The 19,160-nt window shown below is 74.2% G+C and carries 19 protein-coding genes; 8 read left to right on the top strand and 11 right to left on the bottom strand.

Going from position 1 to position 19,160, the window contains the following annotated elements:
* From ACE1OC_RS09980 to zapE, 4 genes are all read right to left on the bottom strand, one after another.
* A complete protein-coding gene (locus tag ACE1OC_RS09980) occupies positions 1-927 on the bottom strand; it encodes a PPK2 family polyphosphate kinase (protein ID WP_407841523.1) in 927 nt (308 codons plus the stop codon).
* Between the two features lie 431 nt (positions 928-1,358).
* Complete coding sequence (locus tag ACE1OC_RS09975) at positions 1,359-2,807, bottom strand: alkaline phosphatase PhoX (protein WP_407836719.1); 1,449 nt, start codon at positions 2,805-2,807, stop codon at positions 1,359-1,361.
* A gap of 140 nt (positions 2,808-2,947) precedes the next feature.
* Complete coding sequence (locus ACE1OC_RS09970) at positions 2,948-3,379, bottom strand: OsmC family protein (RefSeq protein WP_407836718.1); 432 nt, start codon at positions 3,377-3,379, stop codon at positions 2,948-2,950.
* 61 nt (positions 3,380-3,440) lie between these two features.
* Positions 3,441-4,544: a cell division protein ZapE gene (gene zapE, locus ACE1OC_RS09965; RefSeq protein ID WP_407836717.1), complete on the bottom strand. Its 1,104-nt coding sequence runs from the start codon at positions 4,542-4,544 to the stop codon at positions 3,441-3,443.
* Positions 4,545-4,580: 36 nt separating this feature from the next.
* Between zapE and ACE1OC_RS09960 the strand changes: the two genes are divergently transcribed.
* The 8 genes from ACE1OC_RS09960 to ACE1OC_RS09925 all read left to right on the top strand — a co-directional run bounded on the left by ACE1OC_RS09960 (position 4,581) and on the right by ACE1OC_RS09925 (position 11,838).
* Positions 4,581-5,354 (top strand): pyrimidine reductase family protein, encoded by a 774-nt coding sequence (locus tag ACE1OC_RS09960; RefSeq protein WP_407836716.1) that lies wholly within the window; start codon positions 4,581-4,583, stop codon positions 5,352-5,354.
* Positions 5,355-5,501: 147 nt separating this feature from the next.
* Entirely contained in the window at positions 5,502-5,969 is a 468-nt protein-coding gene (locus ACE1OC_RS09955; RefSeq protein ID WP_351436113.1) for an indole-3-glycerol phosphate synthase, read from the top strand.
* Positions 5,970-6,057: 88 nt separating this feature from the next.
* Positions 6,058-7,452 carry a UDP-N-acetylmuramate--L-alanine ligase gene (gene murC, locus ACE1OC_RS09950; RefSeq protein WP_407836715.1) on the top strand — a complete coding sequence of 465 codons (1,395 nt, stop codon included), beginning with the start codon at positions 6,058-6,060 and terminating at the stop codon, positions 7,450-7,452.
* Positions 7,453-7,488: 36 nt separating this feature from the next.
* Positions 7,489-7,896 (top strand): peptide-methionine (R)-S-oxide reductase MsrB, encoded by a 408-nt coding sequence (gene msrB / locus ACE1OC_RS09945; RefSeq protein ID WP_250742021.1) that lies wholly within the window; start codon positions 7,489-7,491, stop codon positions 7,894-7,896.
* A 214-nt stretch (positions 7,897-8,110) separates the two neighbouring features.
* Positions 8,111-10,414, top strand: a complete 2,304-nt coding sequence (locus ACE1OC_RS09940; protein ID WP_407836714.1) for a nitrate- and nitrite sensing domain-containing protein — start codon at positions 8,111-8,113, stop codon at positions 10,412-10,414.
* A complete protein-coding gene (locus tag ACE1OC_RS09935) occupies positions 10,411-10,860 on the top strand; it encodes a roadblock/LC7 domain-containing protein (protein ID WP_407836713.1) in 450 nt (149 codons plus the stop codon). The genes ACE1OC_RS09940 and ACE1OC_RS09935 overlap by 4 nt, the downstream gene beginning before the upstream one ends.
* Positions 10,860-11,228: a DUF742 domain-containing protein gene (locus ACE1OC_RS09930; protein ID WP_407836712.1), complete on the top strand. Its 369-nt coding sequence runs from the start codon at positions 10,860-10,862 to the stop codon at positions 11,226-11,228. The genes ACE1OC_RS09935 and ACE1OC_RS09930 overlap by 1 nt, the downstream gene beginning before the upstream one ends.
* Before the next feature lie 16 nt (positions 11,229-11,244).
* Positions 11,245-11,838 carry a GTP-binding protein gene (locus ACE1OC_RS09925; protein WP_407836711.1) on the top strand — a complete coding sequence of 198 codons (594 nt, stop codon included), beginning with the start codon at positions 11,245-11,247 and terminating at the stop codon, positions 11,836-11,838.
* A gap of 20 nt (positions 11,839-11,858) precedes the next feature.
* On the opposite strand, the gene ACE1OC_RS09920 is transcribed toward ACE1OC_RS09925, so the two are convergent.
* Genes ACE1OC_RS09920 through ACE1OC_RS09890 form a run of 7 tightly spaced genes read right to left on the bottom strand, consistent with a single transcriptional unit; the run spans position 11,859 to position 19,001 of the window.
* On the bottom strand, positions 11,859-12,776 hold the full coding sequence (locus ACE1OC_RS09920) for an NAD-dependent epimerase/dehydratase family protein (protein ID WP_407836710.1): 918 nt from the start codon (positions 12,774-12,776) through the stop codon (positions 11,859-11,861).
* Positions 12,773-13,948, bottom strand: a complete 1,176-nt coding sequence (locus tag ACE1OC_RS09915) for a cytochrome P450 (RefSeq protein ID WP_407836709.1) — start codon at positions 13,946-13,948, stop codon at positions 12,773-12,775. Before ACE1OC_RS09915 ends, ACE1OC_RS09920 begins: the two co-directional genes overlap by 4 nt.
* On the bottom strand, positions 13,945-14,703 hold the full coding sequence (locus tag ACE1OC_RS09910) for a glycosyltransferase family 2 protein (protein ID WP_407836708.1): 759 nt from the start codon (positions 14,701-14,703) through the stop codon (positions 13,945-13,947). The genes ACE1OC_RS09915 and ACE1OC_RS09910 overlap by 4 nt, the downstream gene beginning before the upstream one ends.
* Positions 14,700-15,590, bottom strand: coding sequence for a YhjD/YihY/BrkB family envelope integrity protein (locus ACE1OC_RS09905; protein ID WP_407836707.1), 891 nt, complete (start codon positions 15,588-15,590; stop codon positions 14,700-14,702). Before ACE1OC_RS09905 ends, ACE1OC_RS09910 begins: the two co-directional genes overlap by 4 nt.
* Entirely contained in the window at positions 15,587-17,224 is a 1,638-nt protein-coding gene (locus ACE1OC_RS09900) for an AMP-binding protein (RefSeq protein WP_407836706.1), read from the bottom strand. The genes ACE1OC_RS09905 and ACE1OC_RS09900 overlap by 4 nt, the downstream gene beginning before the upstream one ends.
* The gene (locus tag ACE1OC_RS09895) at positions 17,224-17,976 is read right to left on the bottom strand and encodes a glycosyltransferase family A protein (RefSeq protein ID WP_407836705.1); all 753 of its coding nucleotides are present in this window, start codon (positions 17,974-17,976) and stop codon (positions 17,224-17,226) included. Before ACE1OC_RS09895 ends, ACE1OC_RS09900 begins: the two co-directional genes overlap by 1 nt.
* The gene (locus ACE1OC_RS09890) at positions 17,973-19,001 is read right to left on the bottom strand and encodes a 3-oxoacyl-ACP synthase III family protein (protein ID WP_407836704.1); all 1,029 of its coding nucleotides are present in this window, start codon (positions 18,999-19,001) and stop codon (positions 17,973-17,975) included. The genes ACE1OC_RS09895 and ACE1OC_RS09890 overlap by 4 nt, the downstream gene beginning before the upstream one ends.
* Between the last annotated feature and the right edge of the window lie 159 nt (positions 19,002-19,160).

Raw genomic sequence — 19,160 nt, 5'->3', positions numbered from 1 at the left:
CTATGTGGCAAGCAGACGGGTGCGGCACTCCTCCACGTCGAAGTCACCCTTCGGGTACTGCGGCGCGATGCCCTCCAGATGCTCCAGCAGCAGTTTGCTGATGGCCCAGTTGCGGTACCACTTGCGGTCGGAGGGGACCACGTACCAGGGCGCGACGTCCGTGGAGCAGCGCTCCAGGGCCAGCTCGTACGCCTGCTGGTACGCGGGCCACGCGGAGCGCTCCTCGATGTCGCCCGCGTTGAACTTCCAGTGCTTGTCCGGGTTGTCGAGCCGCTCCAGGAGCCGCTTGCGCTGCTCCTCGTAGCCGATGTGGAGGAAGACCTTCACCACGGTGACGCCGTCGTCGGCGAGGGACTTCTCGAACCGGTTGATCTGCGCGTAGCGGCGGCCCAGCTGACTGCGCGGCACCAGGTCGCGGACGCGGGCGATGAGGACGTCCTCGTAGTGCGAACGGTCGAAGATGCCGATCTCGCCCGGTTGGGGGAGCGCCTTCATGATGCGCCACAGGAAGGGGTGGTTCTGCTCCTCCGGAGTGGGCGCCTTGAAGGCCTTGATCCGGCAGCCGGAGGGGTTGAACAGGCCGATCACGTGCTTGACGGTGCCGCCCTTGCCGCTGGTGTCCATGCCCTGGAGCACGAGCAGGACGCGGCGGCGGTCGCCGGCGGTGCTGGCGGCGTAGAGCCGCTCCTGGAGGGAGCCGAGCCGCTCACCCATCAGCGCGGTGGCCGCCACGCCGGCCGCCTTGTCGGTGGGACCGGCCGGGGTCGCTCCGGTGTGGAAGGCTCCGAGGTCGACGCGCTCGCCGGAGGGGACGCGGAGCAGGGGGCTCAGGGGGGCGTCGTACCCGTACGCGTAGGCGTGTCCGTGGCCGTGCCCGCCGGACTTGCGGGCGCCGCCCTTGGAGCCCTTGGAGTTCTCCGCCGAGATGCGGAGCAGCTCCCGGAGGGAGAGGGGCTTGGACTTCGGCTTCCCGCCGGCGGCGGTGGCGCCGCCGGTGTCGGGATCGGCCTTCTTCTCCGCCTTGGCGGGCTTCTCGGAGCCGGCGCCCTTGGCGGCCTCGGCCGCCGCCCCGGCCTTGGCCCTTGCCTTGGCCTCTGACTTGTCGGCCTTCTCTGCCTTCTCTGCCTTCTCCGCCTTGTCGGCCTTCGAGGCCTTCTCCGCCTTGGCCGCCGCCCCGGCCTTCACCTTCTCGCCCTTGGCGCCCTTGGCGGACTTGCTGTCCTTCTTGGCCACCGCTACCTACCTCGCTCCGTCGACTCCCTACGATCCTCCACCACAACGCAGTGGACCGCGACGTGACGAAAGGCCAGGCCGGGCGGGTCGGAAGGCGGTACGGACGGGCCGGAAGGCAGTACGGGTCACTGCCACGGGCCCGTCACCGCGAAGGTGGTCCCGGGCGTGTAGGCGTTCACGTACATCGTCCGTGCGTCCGGAGAGAAGGTGACCCCGGCGAACTCGCCCCACTCCGGTGCTCCCGGCTTCCCGATGTCGGCCGCGTTGCGGGCCATCGGGTAGACCTCGCCGCCCGGGGTCACGCCGAAGACGTACTGGGCGCCGCCGCCGTCCTCGCACACCATCAGGCCGCCGTCGGGGGCCAGGCAGATGTTGTCCGGGGAGTCGCCGGGCAGCTGGATGTCGGCGGCCGGGCCGAAGACCACGTCCAGCCGGAGCCGCGCGCGCAGCGGGTCGTAGAACCACACCTGGCCGTGGTGGTCGGCGGGGGAGCCCTCGAGGGTGCGGGAGTAGCTGGAGACGAAGTGGACGCCGCCGTCGCCCCAGTAGCAGCCCTCCAGCTTCTGGGCGTGGGTGATCCCGCCGGGGCCGAAGTCCTGGAGCCGGATCGGGGTCCCGGCCGCGGACGGGTCCGGCACGGGGACCCACTCCACCGGGAACTCGGACCCGGGCTCGTCCACCACCGCGAGGTTCGCCAGCCCGGGGACCCGCAGGGCCTCCAGCTCGCCGCCCGCGCGCAGGGAGCCGAGGCCGCCGAGGGGGCGGGCGGGCAGGAACCGGTAGAAGAGCCCGAAGGGTTCGACGAAGGCGTCCTCCGTCTCGTAGACCACACCGCTGTACGGGTCCACGGCGACGGCCTCGTGGGCGAAGCGGCCCATCGCGGTGAGCGGGACGGCGCCGGAGCGGCGGGGGTCGGCGGGGTCGACCTCGAAGACGTAGCCGTGGTCGCGGGTGTAGCCGGCGGTGCCCGCCCGGTCCTCGGTCTCCTCGCAGGACAGCCAGGTGTTCCAGGGAGTACGGCCGCCCGCGCAGTTGACGGCGGTGCCGGCGAGGGCGACGCGCTCGGCGGTGACCCGGCCCGCCGGGTCCAGGTCGAGGAGGGTGCAGCCGCCCCGGGCGTGGGGATCGTAGGTGAGCCCCTCGACGGGAGGGACCCGCAGGGCGGCGGTGGTGCGGTTCTCGTGGTTGCGCACCAGCCGGACGCGGCCCTGCCCGGCGTCGAAGGCGGCCATGCCGTCGAAGTTGCCCGGGACGGTGCCCTCGCCCGACGGCAGCGGGTCGCCGGCGCGGGAGAGGACGCGGTACGCGAAGCCGGCGGGCAGATCGAGCAGCCCGGCGGGGTCGGCCACGAGCGGGCCGTAGCCCTGGCGGGAGACCGGGGCGGCCGTACGCGTACGCGTACGCGCGCTCGTGCTCGCGGCAGCGCCCTTGCGCGCTTCCGCCCCCGCCCGCGACCCCGCTCCCGCCCCCGGGCCGGCTCCGGCGAAGAGGGCGCCGAGCGCTCCGGCGAAGGAGACGGAACCGGCGGCGATCAGGCTGCGCCGGCTGAGGGACATCGGCGGCTTGGGCGGCATGGGGAACTCCCGGCGGTGGATCAGGACAGAGAGGACCGAGCCGTGGTACCACGGGTGCCCATCGGAGCCGGCTCCGCCGCGCCGTCCCCTGCCGCCGGTGCCCGGCGCGGCCGGTCCTGGCCGCGCCGGACGGGCGGGTGTCAGGCCAGCTTCGCGCTGAGGGTGATGGTCGTACCCGTCAGGGCCTGGCTGACCGGGCAGTTCTGCTTGGCGTCCTCGGCCGCGGCGACGAACGCGTCGTTGTCCATGCCCGGCACCTCGCCCTCGACGGTGAGGTGGATCCCGGTGATGCCCTTGCCCGGGACGAAGGTGACGGCGGCCGAGGTGGTCAGCTTGGTCGGCGGGTGGTCGGCCTTCGCGAGACCGTTCGAGAAGGCCATGTTGAAGCAGCTCGAGTGCGCGGCGGCGATGAGCTCCTCCGGGCTGGTCCGCCCGTTCGCCTCCGCGTCGGTCCGTGCGGGCCAGGAGACGGGGTAGCTGCCGAGGCCGGACGAGTCGAGCGTGACGACGCCCTTGCCTTCGAACAGGTCGCCTTCCCAGACGGCGTGTGCATTGCGGGTGGCGCCAGCCATGGTGGATCCCTTCGCAGAAGTGGAAACGGCCGGCCCGTGGAACGGGCCGACGTCCCCAAACCTACTGGGACACCAGGGGCTTCGCGTCGCGTGCCAGCGCGGTGAGCCGCGAGATGGCTCGGAAGTACTTCTTGCGGTAGCCGCCGTTCAGCATCTCGTCACTGAACAGCCGGTCGAAGGCGACGCCCGCCGCCAGCACCGGAACCTCCCGGTCGTACAGCCGGTCGGCCAGGACCACCAGCCGCAGGGCCGTCGACTGGTCCGGGACCGGGCCGACATCCGTGAGGCAGACGGCCGTTATGCCGTCGGTCAGGGCCCCGTACCGGCTGGGGTGGACCCGCGCCAGGTGCTCCAGCAGCCCCGGGAAATCGTCGAGGCTCGCGCCGTCGGTGGCGTACGCGGCCTTGGTCACCTGCTCGTCGGAGAACGGTGCGGGAGCCTCGGGCAGGCCGCGGTGGCGGTAGTCCTGGCCGTCGATGCGCAGCGGGCGGAAGTGCGCGGAGAGCCCCTGGATCTCCCGCAGGAAGTCGGCGGCGGCGAAGCGGCCCTCGCCGAGCTTGCCGGGCAGGGTGTTGGAGGTGGCGGCCAGCGCCACGCCCTGCTCGACCAGGCGGCTGAGCAGGGAGGAGACGAGGACGGTGTCGCCCGGGTCGTCGAGCTCGAACTCGTCGATGCACAGCAGGCGGTGCCCGCCGAGGGTCTGCACGGTCTGCTGGAAGCCGAGCGCGCCCACCAGGTTGGTCAGCTCCACGAAGGTGCCGAAGGCCTTGAGCGCGGGCTCGGCCGGGGTGGCGTGCCAGAGGGAGGCGAGCAGGTGGGTCTTGCCGACGCCGTAGCCGCCGTCGAGGTAGACCCCGCGCGGAGCGGTGGGGGCGGCCGGCTTCTTCGCGAACCAGCGCCGCTTGCCGGAGCCGCTCGCGTGCGCCCCGCCGAGGCCCGCGGCGAAGCCCGAGAGGACGGCGACGGCCTCGGGCTGGCTCGGCTGGGCCGGGTCCGGGATGTAGGTGTCGAAGCGCACCGAGTCGAAGCGCGGTGGCGGCACCATCTCGGCCACCAGCCGTTCGGCGGGCACCCGCGGCTCGCGGGCGCACAGGGACTGCGGTCCCGCGTCGGCTATCGGGGGCCGCCCGGAGGCTGACGCTGAGGGCGAGAGTGATGTTGACACAGCTCTTAACTCTACGGGGCGTGGCACACTGCACCGATGCGACGCCTGTTCCCTGTGACCGATCAGACATCAGCGGACCAGACCGACCGAGAGTGGTCGCTGGACGAACTCGCCGAGGCGTACGAGTACCCCGGGCTCGGCCCGGACGGCCACTGGCTGCGGGCCAACATGGTCTCCACGCTGGACGGCGCGGCCCAGCACGACGGGCGTTCGCAGCCCATCTCCGGCGAGACCGACATGCGGATCTTCGGCACCCTGCGGGCCCTGGCCGATGTGGTGGTCGTCGGCGCGGAAACGGTTCGCCAGGAGGGCTACCGCCCCGCGCGGGCCCGGGAGGCCTTCGCGGCCCGCCGCGCCGCCGCGGGGCAAGGGCCCGCCGCGGTCATCGCCGTGGTCTCCGCGAGCCTGGACCTGGACTTCGCAGCTCCGCTGTTCGCCTCCCCGCTGGTGCCCACCCTGGTGCTCACGGGCGCCGCCGCCCCCGCCGACCGGGTCGCCGAGGCCGCCAAGGCCGGGGCGCAGGTGGTGGTGGCCGGCGACGGGACGGGCGTGGATCCGGCCCGGGCCGTACGGGAACTCGCGGACCGGGGGCTGCGCCGCCAGCTCACCGAGGGTGGACCCCGGCTGCTGGGGCAGTTCGTGGCCGCGGACGCGCTGGACGAGCTGTGCCTGACGATCTCGCCGGTGCTCACGGCGGGTGACGCCCAGCGGATCTCCGGCGGCCCCTCCGTCACGGTTCCGCACCGGCTCGCACCGGCCTGCCTGCTGGAAGAGGCCGGGTTTCTCTTCACGCGTTACCGTCGGATCTGAAGAGGGGCGGAATTTGTCGTTCCGCTTAGCTTCCGCTGGGCACAGTAGTGGGCAGGTATAACCGCACAGGCCCCGTGCGACAGCGGGGCAGGATGGTTTCCGCAGGGGCCGGCCGGCCGGCCTCGGCCCACGAAGGAGAGGGCGTCCGTGTTCACGAGCGTATTGATGATCGAGCAGCCGCTGACCCCCGTCGACGTGGACTTCGTCACGACCCTCCACGGAGACGAGCCGGTCTCCTTCATCGTCCTCATGCAGCCCCGCGGCGACCGGGACCGGCTGCTGCGCGCCATCGACGACGTAGCGCTCGGTGAGCTTCCCGAGGCCATTCGCGAGGGCGACGAACCGGAGGGCGAGGCAGCCCGCGGCCCGGCCGAACTGGCGATCGAGCATTCCCTCGCGTCGCTGAGGGCCAAGGGCGCCAAGGCCGTCGGGCAGATCGTCGACGAGCATCCGCTCGACAAGCTGAAGGCGGTGGTGGACGAGACCAACGCCGACGAGGTGATCGTGCTGACCGCCCCGCACTACGTCGAGGAGTTCTTCCACCGGGACTGGGCCTCGCGGGCGCGCCACAAGGTCGGCGTTCCGGTGCTCAAGCTCTTCGCCCACAAGGAATAGGGTGGAGGCGGCCGGACCGCGCATCCGTACGCCCCCGTACCCGCGCACCGGCTGCCGTACGTACGCACTCGATCCTGGAGCTACCTGAATGAAGCCCGGCCTGCCGACCGCCATGGAACGGCCCCACTTCATCGGCATCGGCGGCGCCGGCATGTCCGGCATCGCGAAGATCCTGGCCCAGCGCGGCGCCAAGGTGGCCGGCAGCGACGCCCGTGACTCCGAGACCGCCCAGGCGCTGCGCGCCCACGGCGCCACGGTCCACATCGGGCACGCCGCCGGTCACCTCGCCGACGACGCCACCTGCGTGGTCGTCTCCAGCGCCATCCGCGCCGACAACCCGGAGCTGGCCCGCGCCGCCGAGCTCGGCATCCCCGTCGTGCACCGCTCCGACGCCCTGGCCGGGCTGATGGACGGCCTGCGGCCGATCGCCGTCGCCGGCACCCACGGCAAGACCACCACCACCTCGATGCTGGCCGTCTCCCTCTCGGCGCTGGGCCTGGACCCCTCGTACGCCATCGGCGGCGACCTGGACGCCCCCGGCTCCAACGCCCACCACGGCGAGGGCGACATCTTCGTGGCCGAGGCGGACGAGAGCGACCGCAGCTTCCACAAGTACACGCCCCAGGTCGCGATCATCCTCAACGCCGAACTCGACCACCACGCGAACTACGCGTCGATGGACGAGATCTACGAGTCCTTCGAGACCTTCGTCGGCAAGATCCCGGCCGGCGGCACCCTGGTCATCGCCCACGGCCAGGCGGGCGCGGCCGAGATCGCCGGACGGGTCTCCGGCAACCCCGACCTGACGATCGTCACGTACGGCGAGGAGCCCACCGCCGACGTCCGGATCACCAAGATCACCCCGCGCGGGCTGACCAGCGAGGTCACGGTCGTCATCGACGGCCGGATGCTCACCTTCACCGTGTCGGTGCCCGGCCGCCACTACGCGCACAACGCCGTCGCGGCCCTCGCCGCCGGCGTCGCGCTCGGCATCCCGGCGCACAACCTGGCCTCCGCCCTCGGCAAGTACACCGGGGTCAAGCGCCGCCTCCAGCTCAAGGGCGAGGCCGCCGGGGTCCAGGTCATCGACTCCTACGCGCACCACCCGACGGAGATGACCGCCGACCTGGAGGCCATCCGCGGAGCCGCCGGGGACTCCCGCATCCTGGTCGTCTTCCAGCCGCACCTCTTCTCCCGCACCCAGGAACTCGGCAAGGAGATGGGCCAGGCCCTCGCCCTCGCCGACGCCTCGGTCGTCCTCGACATCTACCCGGCCCGCGAGGACCCGGTCCCCGGGATCACCAGCGAGATCATCATCGACGCCGCCCGCGCCGCCGGGGCCGACGTCACCCCCGAGCACTCCAAGGAAGCCGTCGCCGACGTCATCGCGGGAATGGCCAAGCCCGGCGATCTCGTTCTCACCATGGGTGCGGGCGACGTCACGGACCTGGGGCCGGCCATCCTGGCCCGTCTGTCGAACTGACGGCTCTGGGAAGAGCGGGAAAACGGGAGATCAGTCATGTCGTACGAGGTAGAGAAGACGGACGAGCAGTGGCAGGCGGAGCTGACCCCGTCCGAGTACCAGGTACTGCGCCTCGCCGGGACCGAGCCCGCCTTCCGCGGTGAGTACACGGACACCAAGACGGAGGGCGTCTACAGCTGTCGCGGCTGCGGCTCCGAACTGTTCCGCTCCACGGAGAAGTTCGAGTCGCACTGCGGCTGGCCGTCCTTCTACGACCCGAAGGACTCCGACGCGGTCGAACTGAAGGCGGACGTCACGCACGGCATGGTCCGCACCGAGGTCCTGTGCGCGAAGTGCGGCTCCCACCTGGGCCACGTCTTCGAGGGCGAGGGCTACCCGACCCCCACGGACCAGCGCTACTGCATCAACTCCATCTCCCTGCGGCTCACCCCCGCCGAGGGCTGACAGGACCGGCTTCCGGACCGGGCAGGTCCGGAAGCCGGCGCACCCTTCCGTGGTGTCGAGGGTGTCGCGGCTGGGTTCCGATCAGGTCTCGCCTGCGAGGATCCGCCGCAAATAGCACGCTTTGACAGCGGAAGACACCTATCCGATTCCTCGGTGTGGCTGGTTATGATCGGCACCCTTATCTCCTGCCGCAGCCCCCTGCCCCCGAGGACCGATGTCTCTCATAGAACCCGAAGGCGTACGAGGGCAGTCGACGACGCGTCGGCGGCGGACCCTGCGCCTGCGCACCCTGCTCATCTGGCTGGCGGTGCTCCCCACCCTGGCGATGGGCACCCAGGTGGCGGTGACCGCCCAGCGGCTGCTGGCACAGTCGGAGCGCCTGCGGGCCGACGTCGCCGCCGCCGAGAAGGTCGGCGCACCGCTGTACACGCTCATGATCGACATGCAGGCCGAGCGGACGCTGACCGCCTCGCTGTGGGCGGGGGCCGCCGGGACCGAAGAGGCGCTGAGCATGCGGCGCGAGGCCACGGACCGGGCCGCGGCCGAGTTCCGCCGCCTGGCGGCCGGATCGGACGCGTTCTTCGAGGATGTGAACCGGCGCCTCGACAGCCTGGCCGTGTACCGCCAGCGCGCGGATGCCCGCAGCGGCGGCGCCGACGGCACGCTGACGTACTACACGGGGGTGATCGACGCGGTCATCCAGGCGTACCAGCTGGACTTCAGCCACGCGGACGACGCCGAACTCACCAAGGAGAGCCGGACCGTGGTGTCCATGCTCTCCGCCACCGAGATGGTGGCGCGCGAGGACACGCTCCTGGCCCTGGCCGGGCCGTCCAGGGAACTGAACTCCGCCGGCTTCGACCAGTTCGTCGGCGCCCTGGGAGCCCACCGGTACCTGTACGACACATGGGTCGCGCCGTATCTGCCCCCGGAGGACCGGCGGTTCTACGAGAGGATCGTCGCCTCCCCGGACTGGCAGACGAAGATCCGCATCGAGAAGGCGATCCTCTCGAAGCACACGGACGTCGCGTCCGGCATCAAGCTGCCCGCCGAGGTCGCGGGCTGGCGGTCCGCGCACGAGAACTTCTCGGTACAGCTGGCCACGTTCAACGTCGACCGGGCGCGGAAGATGCTCGCACGCGGCGAGGCCAAGGCCGCGGAGCTGGACACCGAGGTCGCCTGGTTGATCGGGGGAAGCGGTGGCGGGCTGCTGGTCGTCGTGGCCGTGGTCGTGTTCACCACGCGATCGGTGCTCCGCCGCCTGCACGACCTGCACGAACGCACGGTGACCGTCGCCGAGGAAACCCTCCCCGACGTCGTCGCCCGGCTCCAGCGCGGGCAGTCCGTCGACGTCGACGCACTGCCGGCGGTGCGCGGCGACCGGGACGAAGTCGGGCGCATCAACGATGCGTTCGCCCGGGCCGTCGCCGTGTCCGTCGACGGGCACCGGCAGCTCGCGGCAGAGCGCCACGGGTTCGGCCTGTTCGCCTCGGGCATCGCCTCGCGCACCGGAAACCTGGTCAGCCGCCAGCTGAGCCTCACGGAGGACCTCCAGGACACCTTCGGCCACGACGAAGCGCTGCTCGCCCAGTTGATGCGGGCCGACCAGCTGACGGTGGGCATGCGGCGGCAGATCGAGAACCTCCTGATCCTTTCGGGCGGCGAGGTCCCCGACCCGCACACCGAGCCCATGCGCGTCGCCGACCTGCTGCGCGAAGCCGCCGCGGAGGTCGAGGAGTTCCGGCGCATCGAGCGGCACGCCCTGGACGAGATCAGCGTGGAACCGCGCGTGATCAGCCAGATCAGCCACCTGCTCGCGGAGCTGCTGGACAACGCCACCCGGTTCTCCCCGCCGCGGTCGAAGGTGGTCATCCGCGCCGAAACGGTCGCGGGCGGGCTGTCGGTCGAGATCGAGGACCGTGGGCCGCGGGTGACCCCCGAGCGGTACGAGGAGATGAACGGGCGCCTCCACCAGGCCCCGCCGTACTCGGTCCTGGCGCAGAACGCGCACCGGCTCGGGCTCTTCGTGGTCGGTCACCTCGCCGACCAGCTCGGGGCGACGGTCACCCTGCGCCGTTCGGTGTACGGAGGGACCGCCGCCGTGGTGATCCTCCCCGGGGAACTGCTGGCGGCGACCGAGGCGGAGGCCCCGCACCGGCCCGTACCCGAGCCCGAGCCCGAGCTCGTACTCGCGCAGGCGTCCCCGGCGGCCTCCGCGGCCGCCCCGGCGCCGCGCCTTCCCGGGGCGCCGACGCCCGAGCCGGTCCCGCGCACGGCCGCCGGGCTGCCGAGCCGCCGTACGACGGTGCCCGCGCCCGCCTCCGGACCCCCGGTCCGGCCTGCCCTCCCCGAGCGCGTCCCCCAGACCCACATCGCCGAGCAGCTACGCGCCCCCAGCGCACCGGAACCGGCCGCCCGGCCGGACACGGAGACCCCCGAAGAGGTGGCCGACGCCTGGGCGGACTACGAACACGGGACCCAGACAGTGGAAGAAGAGCTCCGACGGGATCAGCCATGACTACTTCACCGAACACCGCGGCATCCAACACCGCGGCATCCAACACTGCGACATCCAACGACGTGATCTACAGCGTCCTGGACAACAACCTGAGCAGGATCGCCGGCATCCAGGGAGCGGTGCTCCTGTCCAACGACGGCATCAAGCTCAGCGCCTACCTGCTGGACCAGCCCCAGGCCGAGCGCATGGCGGCCGCCGCCTCCGGCATCGCGGCCACGATGAAGGCGATATCCCGGGAGGTCGACGGCGGCCGCGTCATCCGCCAGTTGGTCGAGATGGACGACCGGTACCTCTGCATCGTCGGGTGCGGTGAGGGCAGCACGCTCATCGTGGTGACCTCCCGCAAGGCGCGGCTCGGGGAGCTGGGCGGCGAGGCCGTACGGACCGCCCAGGCGCTCGGCGAGTGGCTGGGCACCCCCGAGCGCGCCCAGGTGCCGACCGCGTAATGCCGCAGGACGAGCCCCAGCCCGCGAGGCGCCGCCGGACGCGGCTGTACGCCCTGACCGACGGACGGACAGCCGTTCCGCACACCGTCCTCACCATGGACACCACCATCGCGGCGGCGGTGGCCGAGGACGCCCGCGCCGGTCTGCCCACCGAATGGCAGGAGATCCTTGCCATGTGCGCGGCGCCGGGTGGCCGGGCGGTCGCCGAGATAGCGGCGCGGATGCACATCCGCCTCACCCCGATGACGCTGCTCCTCGGCGAACTCGCCGACCGCGGGCTGATCCACCACCGGCCGCCCCTGGGGGGCGCCGAGACCACCGACGTCGACCTGCTCATGAGAATCAGGGACAACCTTGCCCGGATATAGCCTCCCCGATGACGACGTGCCCGCCCCTCAGGCCCCTGCCCCACAGGAAGCGGCCCCGGTCAAGATCCTCATCGCCGGCGGGTTCGGAGTCGGCAAGACCACCCTGGTGGAGACGATCTCCGAGATCGAGCCGCTGCGCACGGAGGAGCGGCTGACGGCCGCCGGTATCGGCGTCGACGACCTCGACGGCATCGAGTCCAAGACGGCCACCACCGTCGCGATGGACTTCGGCCGCATCACCCTCACCGACGCCGGCGTCGTCCTCTACCTCTTCGGCACACCGGGCCAGGAGCGTTTCTGGTTCATGTGGGACGACCTGCTGGCCGGGGCACTCGGGGCGATCGTGCTGGTCGACACGCGACGCCTCGACCGCAGCTTCCCGGCCGTCGACTTCTTCGAGAGCCGCGGACTGCCGTTCGTGGTCGGCGCGAACTGCTTCCACGGCGAGCAGCCCTACACCGCGGAGGAGATCGCGACGGCCCTGCACCTGCGCGATCCGAACACCCCCGTGCTCATGCTCGACGCCCGCTCCCGCCAGGACGTCCGCGCCTGCCTGCTCTCCCTCCTGGACCAGCTCATCGCCAACGCGGGAGCCCGGGCGACCGCCTGACGCGGACACCCCCTAGTGCCTCACCCCCGCAGGTCGCCGAGGTGGTCCGACAGGGTCCGGGACGGGGTCCAGCCCTGGGCGCGGGCCCGGGTCAGGTCCAGGACCACCGGGTGGGCGAGCTGGTCCACCGCGTAGCGGCTGAGGGCCGGTTCGGCGCAGGACAGGGATTCCGAGATGCGCGCCGCGCCCCGGGCCAGGGCCGCCGGGAGGTGGCGCACGCGGGCGCGGACCCCGTGGGCGCGCAGGACCTCGCGGACCGCGGCGTCGCGCCGGTAGGGGAGGGCGTCGGCGATGTTGTACGCGCCCTGCGGCCAGCCGGGAGCCGCCAGACAGGCCTCGGCCAGGTTCTCCACCGCCGTCAGGCTGAGCGGGACGTCCGGGCCCGGCAGGAACAGCGTCCCGGCGCGGACCCGGGAGAGCAGCCGGGGCAGGAGCTGGGTGTCGCCCGGGCCGTACACGGCGCGCGGGCGCAGCACCACGGAGCCCGCGGCCAGCGCCAGGGCCTCGCCTTCGGCCTTCGTGCGGCCGTAGGCGTTCAGCTGTCCCGTGCGCGGGTGGTCCTCGCGGACGAGCGTGCGGTCGCGGCGGGGGTCGTAGACGCTGGCGCTGCTGACCCAGACCACCGGGCGGCCGCCCGCCGCGCGCAGCAGCCGTTCGGTGCCCGTCACGTTGACCGCGTGCATGACGGTCTCGGCGGGGGAGCCCGGAGCCGGATCGCCGACCGCCGCCGCGCAGTGCACGACGAGGTCCGTGCCCGAGAGGTCGGGCTCCCCGAGGGACGCGTCCCAGAAGCGGTGTTCCCCGAGCGGGCCGGGCCTGCGGCCCAGGCACACCACCCGTGCCCCGGCCGCCGCCGCGGCGCGGGCGACGTGCCCGCCGCAGAAGCCGCTCGCGCCCGTGACGGCGATCCGGACCCCGGCCGCGCTGCGGGACGTCATGCCGCCGCCCGTACGACCAGCGAACGCCACCCGGGCAGAGCGGCACGGCGGTCCACCCGGGCCCGGGTCACGACCGGCCGGTGCGGAGCCAGCGCCGCCAGGACGCCGACCAGTTGCTCCCGGGCCAGGCGGGCTCCCGGGCAGGCGTGCGGCCCGGCGCCGAAGACCAGGCGGGCGACGCCCGGCTCGGCGGGGCGGCGCCCGTCGGGGTCCCGCAGGTGGGCCCCGGCCGCGTGCCGGGCCACCAGGAGCAGCCGGTCGCCGGTCCGGACCGGGCAGCCTCCTACGGAGCCTTCGGCCGCGGCCACCCGGGGGAGGAGGGGGGAGGCCGCCGTGACGCGCAGGAGTTCATCGGCCAGCGCGGGCCGCAGCGCCGGGTCCGCCGCCTGGTCCCACAGGCCCGCGTCGGCGCACCAGGCCACGGCCCGGGGCAGCGCCGCGACGGTGGTGTTGACGGCCGCCACCGCCAGCATCGCGGCCCGGGCGTCCGCCCCCGGCCCCAGGAGCGCGCGGAGCCGCTCGGCGGTGCTGATCGCCGCCGCCCCGGCGCCGGGGCGGGGCGGGCCGGGGAGGTGGCTGCGCACGGAGGCGGCCGCGGCCTCGGCGGCGGCCTCGGCGAGGGCGAGCGGGGAGGCGCAGGCGTCGGCCCCGGAGCCGGGGCGCAGGAGCGCGTACACCACCGAGCCGGCCAGTTCCCGGGCCAGAGGGACCAGGTCCACCGTGCCCCCGAGCGGCAGCGGCGCGAGCCGCCGCAGGAGCAACGGGTGCCACACCGCACGCAGTTCCCGGGTTCCGGACGCACCGAGCAGCTCGGCGAGCTCCCGCCGGCCGGCCCGGTGTCCGGAGCCCTCCTGGTCGAAGAGCACGCCCTCCACCCGGGCGGCCCGGGCCGCACCGCCGGTGGTGCCGGGCGCGGTGCGGTCCAGCGGCAGCCGGGTCAGCGCCTCCCGGTAGGCCGCCGTGCCGTGGACGAGCAGGGTGCCGCCCCCGAGCCGGCGCACGGGCCGCCCGCGGGTGGCGGCGAGCAGCGCGAACAGGAGCGGGTGGGAGCGCAGGTAGACCCGGCGGTCCCGGCGGCGTGCCTTCGTACCGGCCTTCGTGGCGGCCTTCGTGGCGGGGTTCGTGACCGCCTTCGTGCGGGTCTGGGTGCGGATCGTCGGGTCGGTGGTCATCGGACGTGTGCCTCCGCGGTGTCGGCGGGCCGGTAGCGCCGGTCCCAGTACCAGAGCAGGGTGCGGCGCGGGCCCCAACTCCGCAGCCTGCGCAAGCTGTTCTGCACCACCAGCTGCTCCGCGCGGACGATCCGGTCGCTGTGCTCCCGGGCCCGGTTCAGCAGGTCCACGTCCTCGGAGCGTTCGTGCAGCGGCCCCCGCAGGGCGCCGCCGCAGCGCAGGTAGAGGCCGGCGGTGATGCCGAGGTTGTGGCCGTGGCACAGGACGTACGGGGCGCGGTAGCGCGGGTGCCGGTGGGACGGGCGGTAGCGCCCGTAGAGGGAGGTGAGCCGGATCAGCGCCGGCAGCAGCCGGGCTTCCAGGAGGCCGGGCCCCTCGTCACGGCGCGGCACGCTGCGGCCGCACAGCATCTCGGCGCCCCGCCCGAACTCCGCCTTCGCGACGGCCGTCCAGTCCGGTTCGGGCAGGCAGTCGGCGTCGGTGCGCAGCAGGTGGGTGGCGCCGGCGGCGATGGCGTACCGGAAGCCCGTGTCGGCGGCGGTCCCGGCGCCGGGCAGCTCCTCCCGGGCCAGCTCGACGCGAAAGGGCGCCGCGCGCGCGAAGTCCCGTACGGCATCGGCCGTCCGGTCGGTGGAGGCGTTGTCCACGACCACGAGCGCGAATCCGGTGTCGTGCTGGGCGGCGAGCGCGGCCAGGGTCGTCCCGATGGCCGCCGCCTCGTTGTACGCGGGCACGATCACCCACAGGTTCGTCAACTCCTCGCTCCTTCGGGCGTGTTGGCGGTGGCGGCCCAGGAGGCCGCGCGGAGCAGCGCCCGGGCGCACAGGCTGCCCCAGACGAGAAGTCCGATCAGCGGCCCGGCCCGGTGGTAGAGGTCGCCGTGCAGTTCGGCGGTCGCGGCGAGATAGGGGTCGGCGGCGAGGGCGAGCAGCCGGCAGGCCAGCGCGGCGGCCAGCGCCGGACCCGCGATGGCCGCCGGCCGGGGCCTGCCCGGCGCCCGGTGCGGGGCGAGCCACAGGACGGCCGAGAACAGCGCCCACAGCGCGGGGACGGTCAGGGCCGGACCGCCCGCCGCCACCACGACGGCGACGGCGCCGCCCGCGAGGCACAGCACGGCCGCGCCCGCGAGGTCCCGGGCCGCGTCGCGCACGGGGTTCCCGCTGCCCGCGTTCTGCCCGCACACGGCCCGGATGCCCGTGCGCAGCGCCCGGGTCGTGCGCACCACCGACCAGCCGAGGGCGAGGACGAGCAGCGGACGCCAGTGCGGGGCCACGGTGGGCAGCCGCCCGGCCGCCGGCGCCGCGGCGGGCAGCAGGGCCGCGGCCAGCCCGTCCACGGTCCGCCGGACCCCGTCCGCACCCGCTCCGGCCCGGCCGGCGAGCGAACCGGCCAGCAGCACCGCCGGGGCCGTTCCGACGAGCAGGGCGTACGTGAGCGAACCCGCGAGCGCGTCGCCGTTCGCCCGGGTGTAGCGGCGGTGGGAGGCCATGACCCGCTCCCGGAGGGCCGAGGTGCGGGCCCGCCAGGGGGAGGTGGCGGGCAGGGGGACGTGCGGCCCGGTCCCGGGGCGGAGCCGGGCGGCCGCAGTGACCCGCTGCCCGACGGCGCGGGCGCGCGCCCGCCACGCGGGTGCAGCCGTCACGGGGCGCCCCGCCGCGCGCGGGAGGCCTTGGCCGAAGCGCCGTTCCGTGCGGAGCCGGAGCCGTCGCCGGAGCTCAGCCGGTGGGCCGCCAGGGCCGCCGTTGCCGCGCGGTCGGGTTTGCGGGAGCGGCCCGACAGCGGGATCCGCGCGAACAGCAGGGCGTCGGGTGCGGCCGTTCCCATGCGGCGCAGCGGGCCCGCCAGCGCGGACCGCAGCGCGGGCTCGGAGGCCCCGTGGCAGGGCTGGACCACGGCCACGAGCCGCTCGTCACCGTAGTCGCAGCAGTCACCGTCACCGCCGCCGTCGCCGTGGCCGTCGGCCGCGTCCGCCGGGACTCCGACGAGCAGCGCCAGCTCCACCCCCGGCACGTGCAGGGCCGGTTCGTACAGGCCCGGGTAGATGTTCTCGGCCCGGCGCAGCACCATGTCCTTGGCCCTGCCCTCCAGCACGATCCGGCCCGCGCCGTCCAGGCGCGCCCGGTCGCCCGTGCGCACCCACGGGTCGGGGTCCTCGCCGAGGTAGCGGTGCCGGGCCCCGGGGCCGGTCAGCAGCAGCTGCCCGTCCGCGTCGGAGGCGGCGCGCACACCGGGCAGCGGGGCGCCGACCAGGTCGCCGGGGCCCTCGTACGCGGCCTTCTCCCGGGACTCCACCGCGGCGGCCGGGAACAGCTCGGTGAGCGCGTACACCCCCCAGGCCTCATCGGCCCCCGACTCCCTTACCCGGCACAGCAGTTCCGCGCTCGCCGGAGCCGAGCCGGTCCACACCCGGCCCCGGAAGCGGGCCCCCTCCCGCAGTGCGTCCCGGAGCTGCGGCGGCGTGAGGTAGGTGTCCCGCGGCGCCAGCCGGGCCAGCTGGCGGGCCAGGATCCGGGGCGAACGGGCCGGGAGGGCCACCGGGGCGCCGCGCACGAGGGAGGGGACGAGCACGAAGAAGGTGTCGCCGAGCACGGGACCGGTGGTGACGGCCCCCGAAGCCCCCGCGGCCCCCGCATCCCCCGGACCGCCGGAGAACAGCGCCGACACCGTCTCCATCCCGGCGGCCAGACTCGCCCGCGTGTGCACCACCGCCCGGGGCCGCGCGGTGGTCCCGGAGGTGAACACGATGACCGCGTCGGCGTCCCCGTCGCCGGTGCACCGCGGCGGCACCCCGCTGCGCGCCGCATGCCGGTCCAGAGCGGGCGCGCACCCCGGCAGCCGCCGCCCGACCGTGGCCACCGGCGCGCCCAGCCCGGCCAGCTCCGGCAGTTCCAGCCCGGCCGCCCGCCGGGCCAGCGGCCGGGCCCACCCGGCCACCGCCTGCGCGGCTGCGTCGGCCAGCACCAGCGCGGGCCGCGCCGAAGCCAGCCGGGCGCGCAGCACGTCGGGCCCGGCCCCGGGGTCGAGGACGGCCCCGCGCAGACCGAGCCGCCACAGCGCGAGCAGGACGGCGAGCGCACGCGGCCCGGGGCGTACGGCGACCCCGACGGTGTCCCCGGCGCGCAGTCCGCGCGCGTACAGCGCGGCGGCGAACGCGTCGGCCAGCTCGATGAGTTCCCCGCGCGTGGCGGCGGTCCGGGTGGCTCCCGCACGGGTGGCGGTCAGGACGGCGGGCCGCTCGGGGCGGGTGCGCAGCGCGTGATCGAGGCGGTCCAGCATCAGCGGGGGTCGTCCGTTCCGTTCGGGCCGCTGCCGCGGCCGAGGTACCAGCGGGCCGTGCCGGCGATCCCGTACGCCCGCAGCCGTCGCGTGGAGTTCTCCACGACCATCGCCCGGCAGCGCGTGATCCGGTCGGTGTGGCGGCGCACCGCGTTGAGGAAGAGCCGGTCGGTGGGGGAGGGGCGCCGGGGCATCCCGCCGACGGCCAGGTACAGCTCGGCGGTGATGGCCATGTTGTTCCCGGCGTGCATCCGGTACGGGGCGCGGTAGCCGCGGCTCCGCGCGTGCTCGGGCCGCAGCCGGCCGAAGAGTCCGGCGAGCCGTACGAGGACCCCGAACCCGGCCCGCCCCAGCGGGCCGTGCTCGTCGCGCCGGGCCACGATCCGCCCGCACACCAGCCCGGGGTCGCGGATCAGGGCCGCCCGCGCCGCGCCCGTCCAGCCCGGGTGGGGCAGGCAGTCGGCGTCGGTGCGGGCGAGCAGGGTCGCGCCGCGCCCGATCGCGTACCGGAAGCCGGTGTCCACGGCGGAGCCGACGCCCTTCTCCGGTTCCTCGATGACCTCCACGGCGAAGGGGGCGCCCGCCGCGAACTCCCGCGCCACGGCCCCCGTCCGGTCGGCAGAGGCGTTGTCCACGACCAACAGGGTGAAATCCCGGTCCCGTTGACGGGCGAGCGCGGCGAGGGTCCCGGCGATCCGGGCCTCCTCCTCGTGTGCGGGTACCACCACCCACAGTCGTCCACCCGCGCTCACGACTTCTCCCAGACCATCGTCATGATGCTGATCCCGCCGCCGAGTCCGACGAACAACACCCGTTCTCCTGAAGCCAGTTGGTCGAATATTCGGTCCAGTTGCACCCCGATCGTCGCGCTCGCGATGTTGCCGAGCTCGGGCACGGTCACCACGAGCTTCCCGGCCGGCACCCCGGTCAGCTCGGCGAACCGCTCCAGATAGGGCACCGTCACCTGGTGCACCAGCACCTTCGAGAAGTCGTCCCAGCCCATGCCCGTGCGGTGCAGGGTCCGGTCGATGACGGCGGTGCCCACCTTCTCGAAGACCCCGCGCAGTTCGTGCCCGTCACCGCGGAAGTACGTGTACGCGTCCCCGCGCGGGTGGCGCGAGCCGCCGCCCGGGATGCCCCCGACCTCCCAGTGCTCGGAGTGGGTCTCGGTGTCCACGTCGAGGATCCCGCCGCGCTCCACCGGCTCCACGATCACGGCGGCCCCCGCGTCGCCGAAGGTGTAGCCGGCGAAACCGGCGCGGAACTCGGCGAAGTCGGCGGGCGCCGTCCGCACGGCCCGGCTCGGGGTCTCCCCGGTGACCACCAGGGCCCGCCGGGCCCGGCCGGCGAGGATCATGGCGCGGGCGAGGTCGATGCCGTTGACGAAGCTGTTGCACGCGTTGGTGACGTCCAAGGCGTGTGCCTTCGTGCCGAGTTCGGCCTGCACGATGTGCGCGGTGGCGGGTTCGGCGACGTCGCGGGAGGCGGAGGCGAAGAGCAGCAGGTCGATGTCGGCGGGCCCGAGCCCGGCGGTGTCCAGTACCCGGCGGGCCGCATCCACCGCGAGCGTGGAGGCGTACACCCCGTCACCCGCGATCCGGCGGGCACGGATCCCGGTGGCCTGGGTCAACAGCCGGGGCGGCAGGGTGAGTCCGGCCCGGCCGGCGATCTCGCGCTGGAGCCGGTCGGAGGTGAGGACGTCCCCGGGCAGCACACCGGCGACGGCGGTGATCCCGGCGCGGAGCCGCTGGCGCGGTACGGATGGCTGATTCGGCATGCCCTCACGATGACGCGCCATCGGGTCCCGGTCCTGAGTACGGATGCTCATCCCGCCCGCCGGCCGGGTGAGTACCCGGGCCACCGGTCCGCGGCCCGGGGCCGACGGCTGCGAAGAGATCGCGAAGGGATCGCGAAGAGATGTGGCGCGTGGGGCACG

The organism is Streptomyces stoeckheimensis, from assembly GCF_045822005.1.
Lineage (GTDB): Bacteria > Actinomycetota > Actinomycetes > Streptomycetales > Streptomycetaceae > Streptomyces > Streptomyces stoeckheimensis.
The sequence above is the reverse complement of the archived record's forward strand: the minus strand, read 5'-3'. Positions and strand labels throughout refer to the sequence as shown.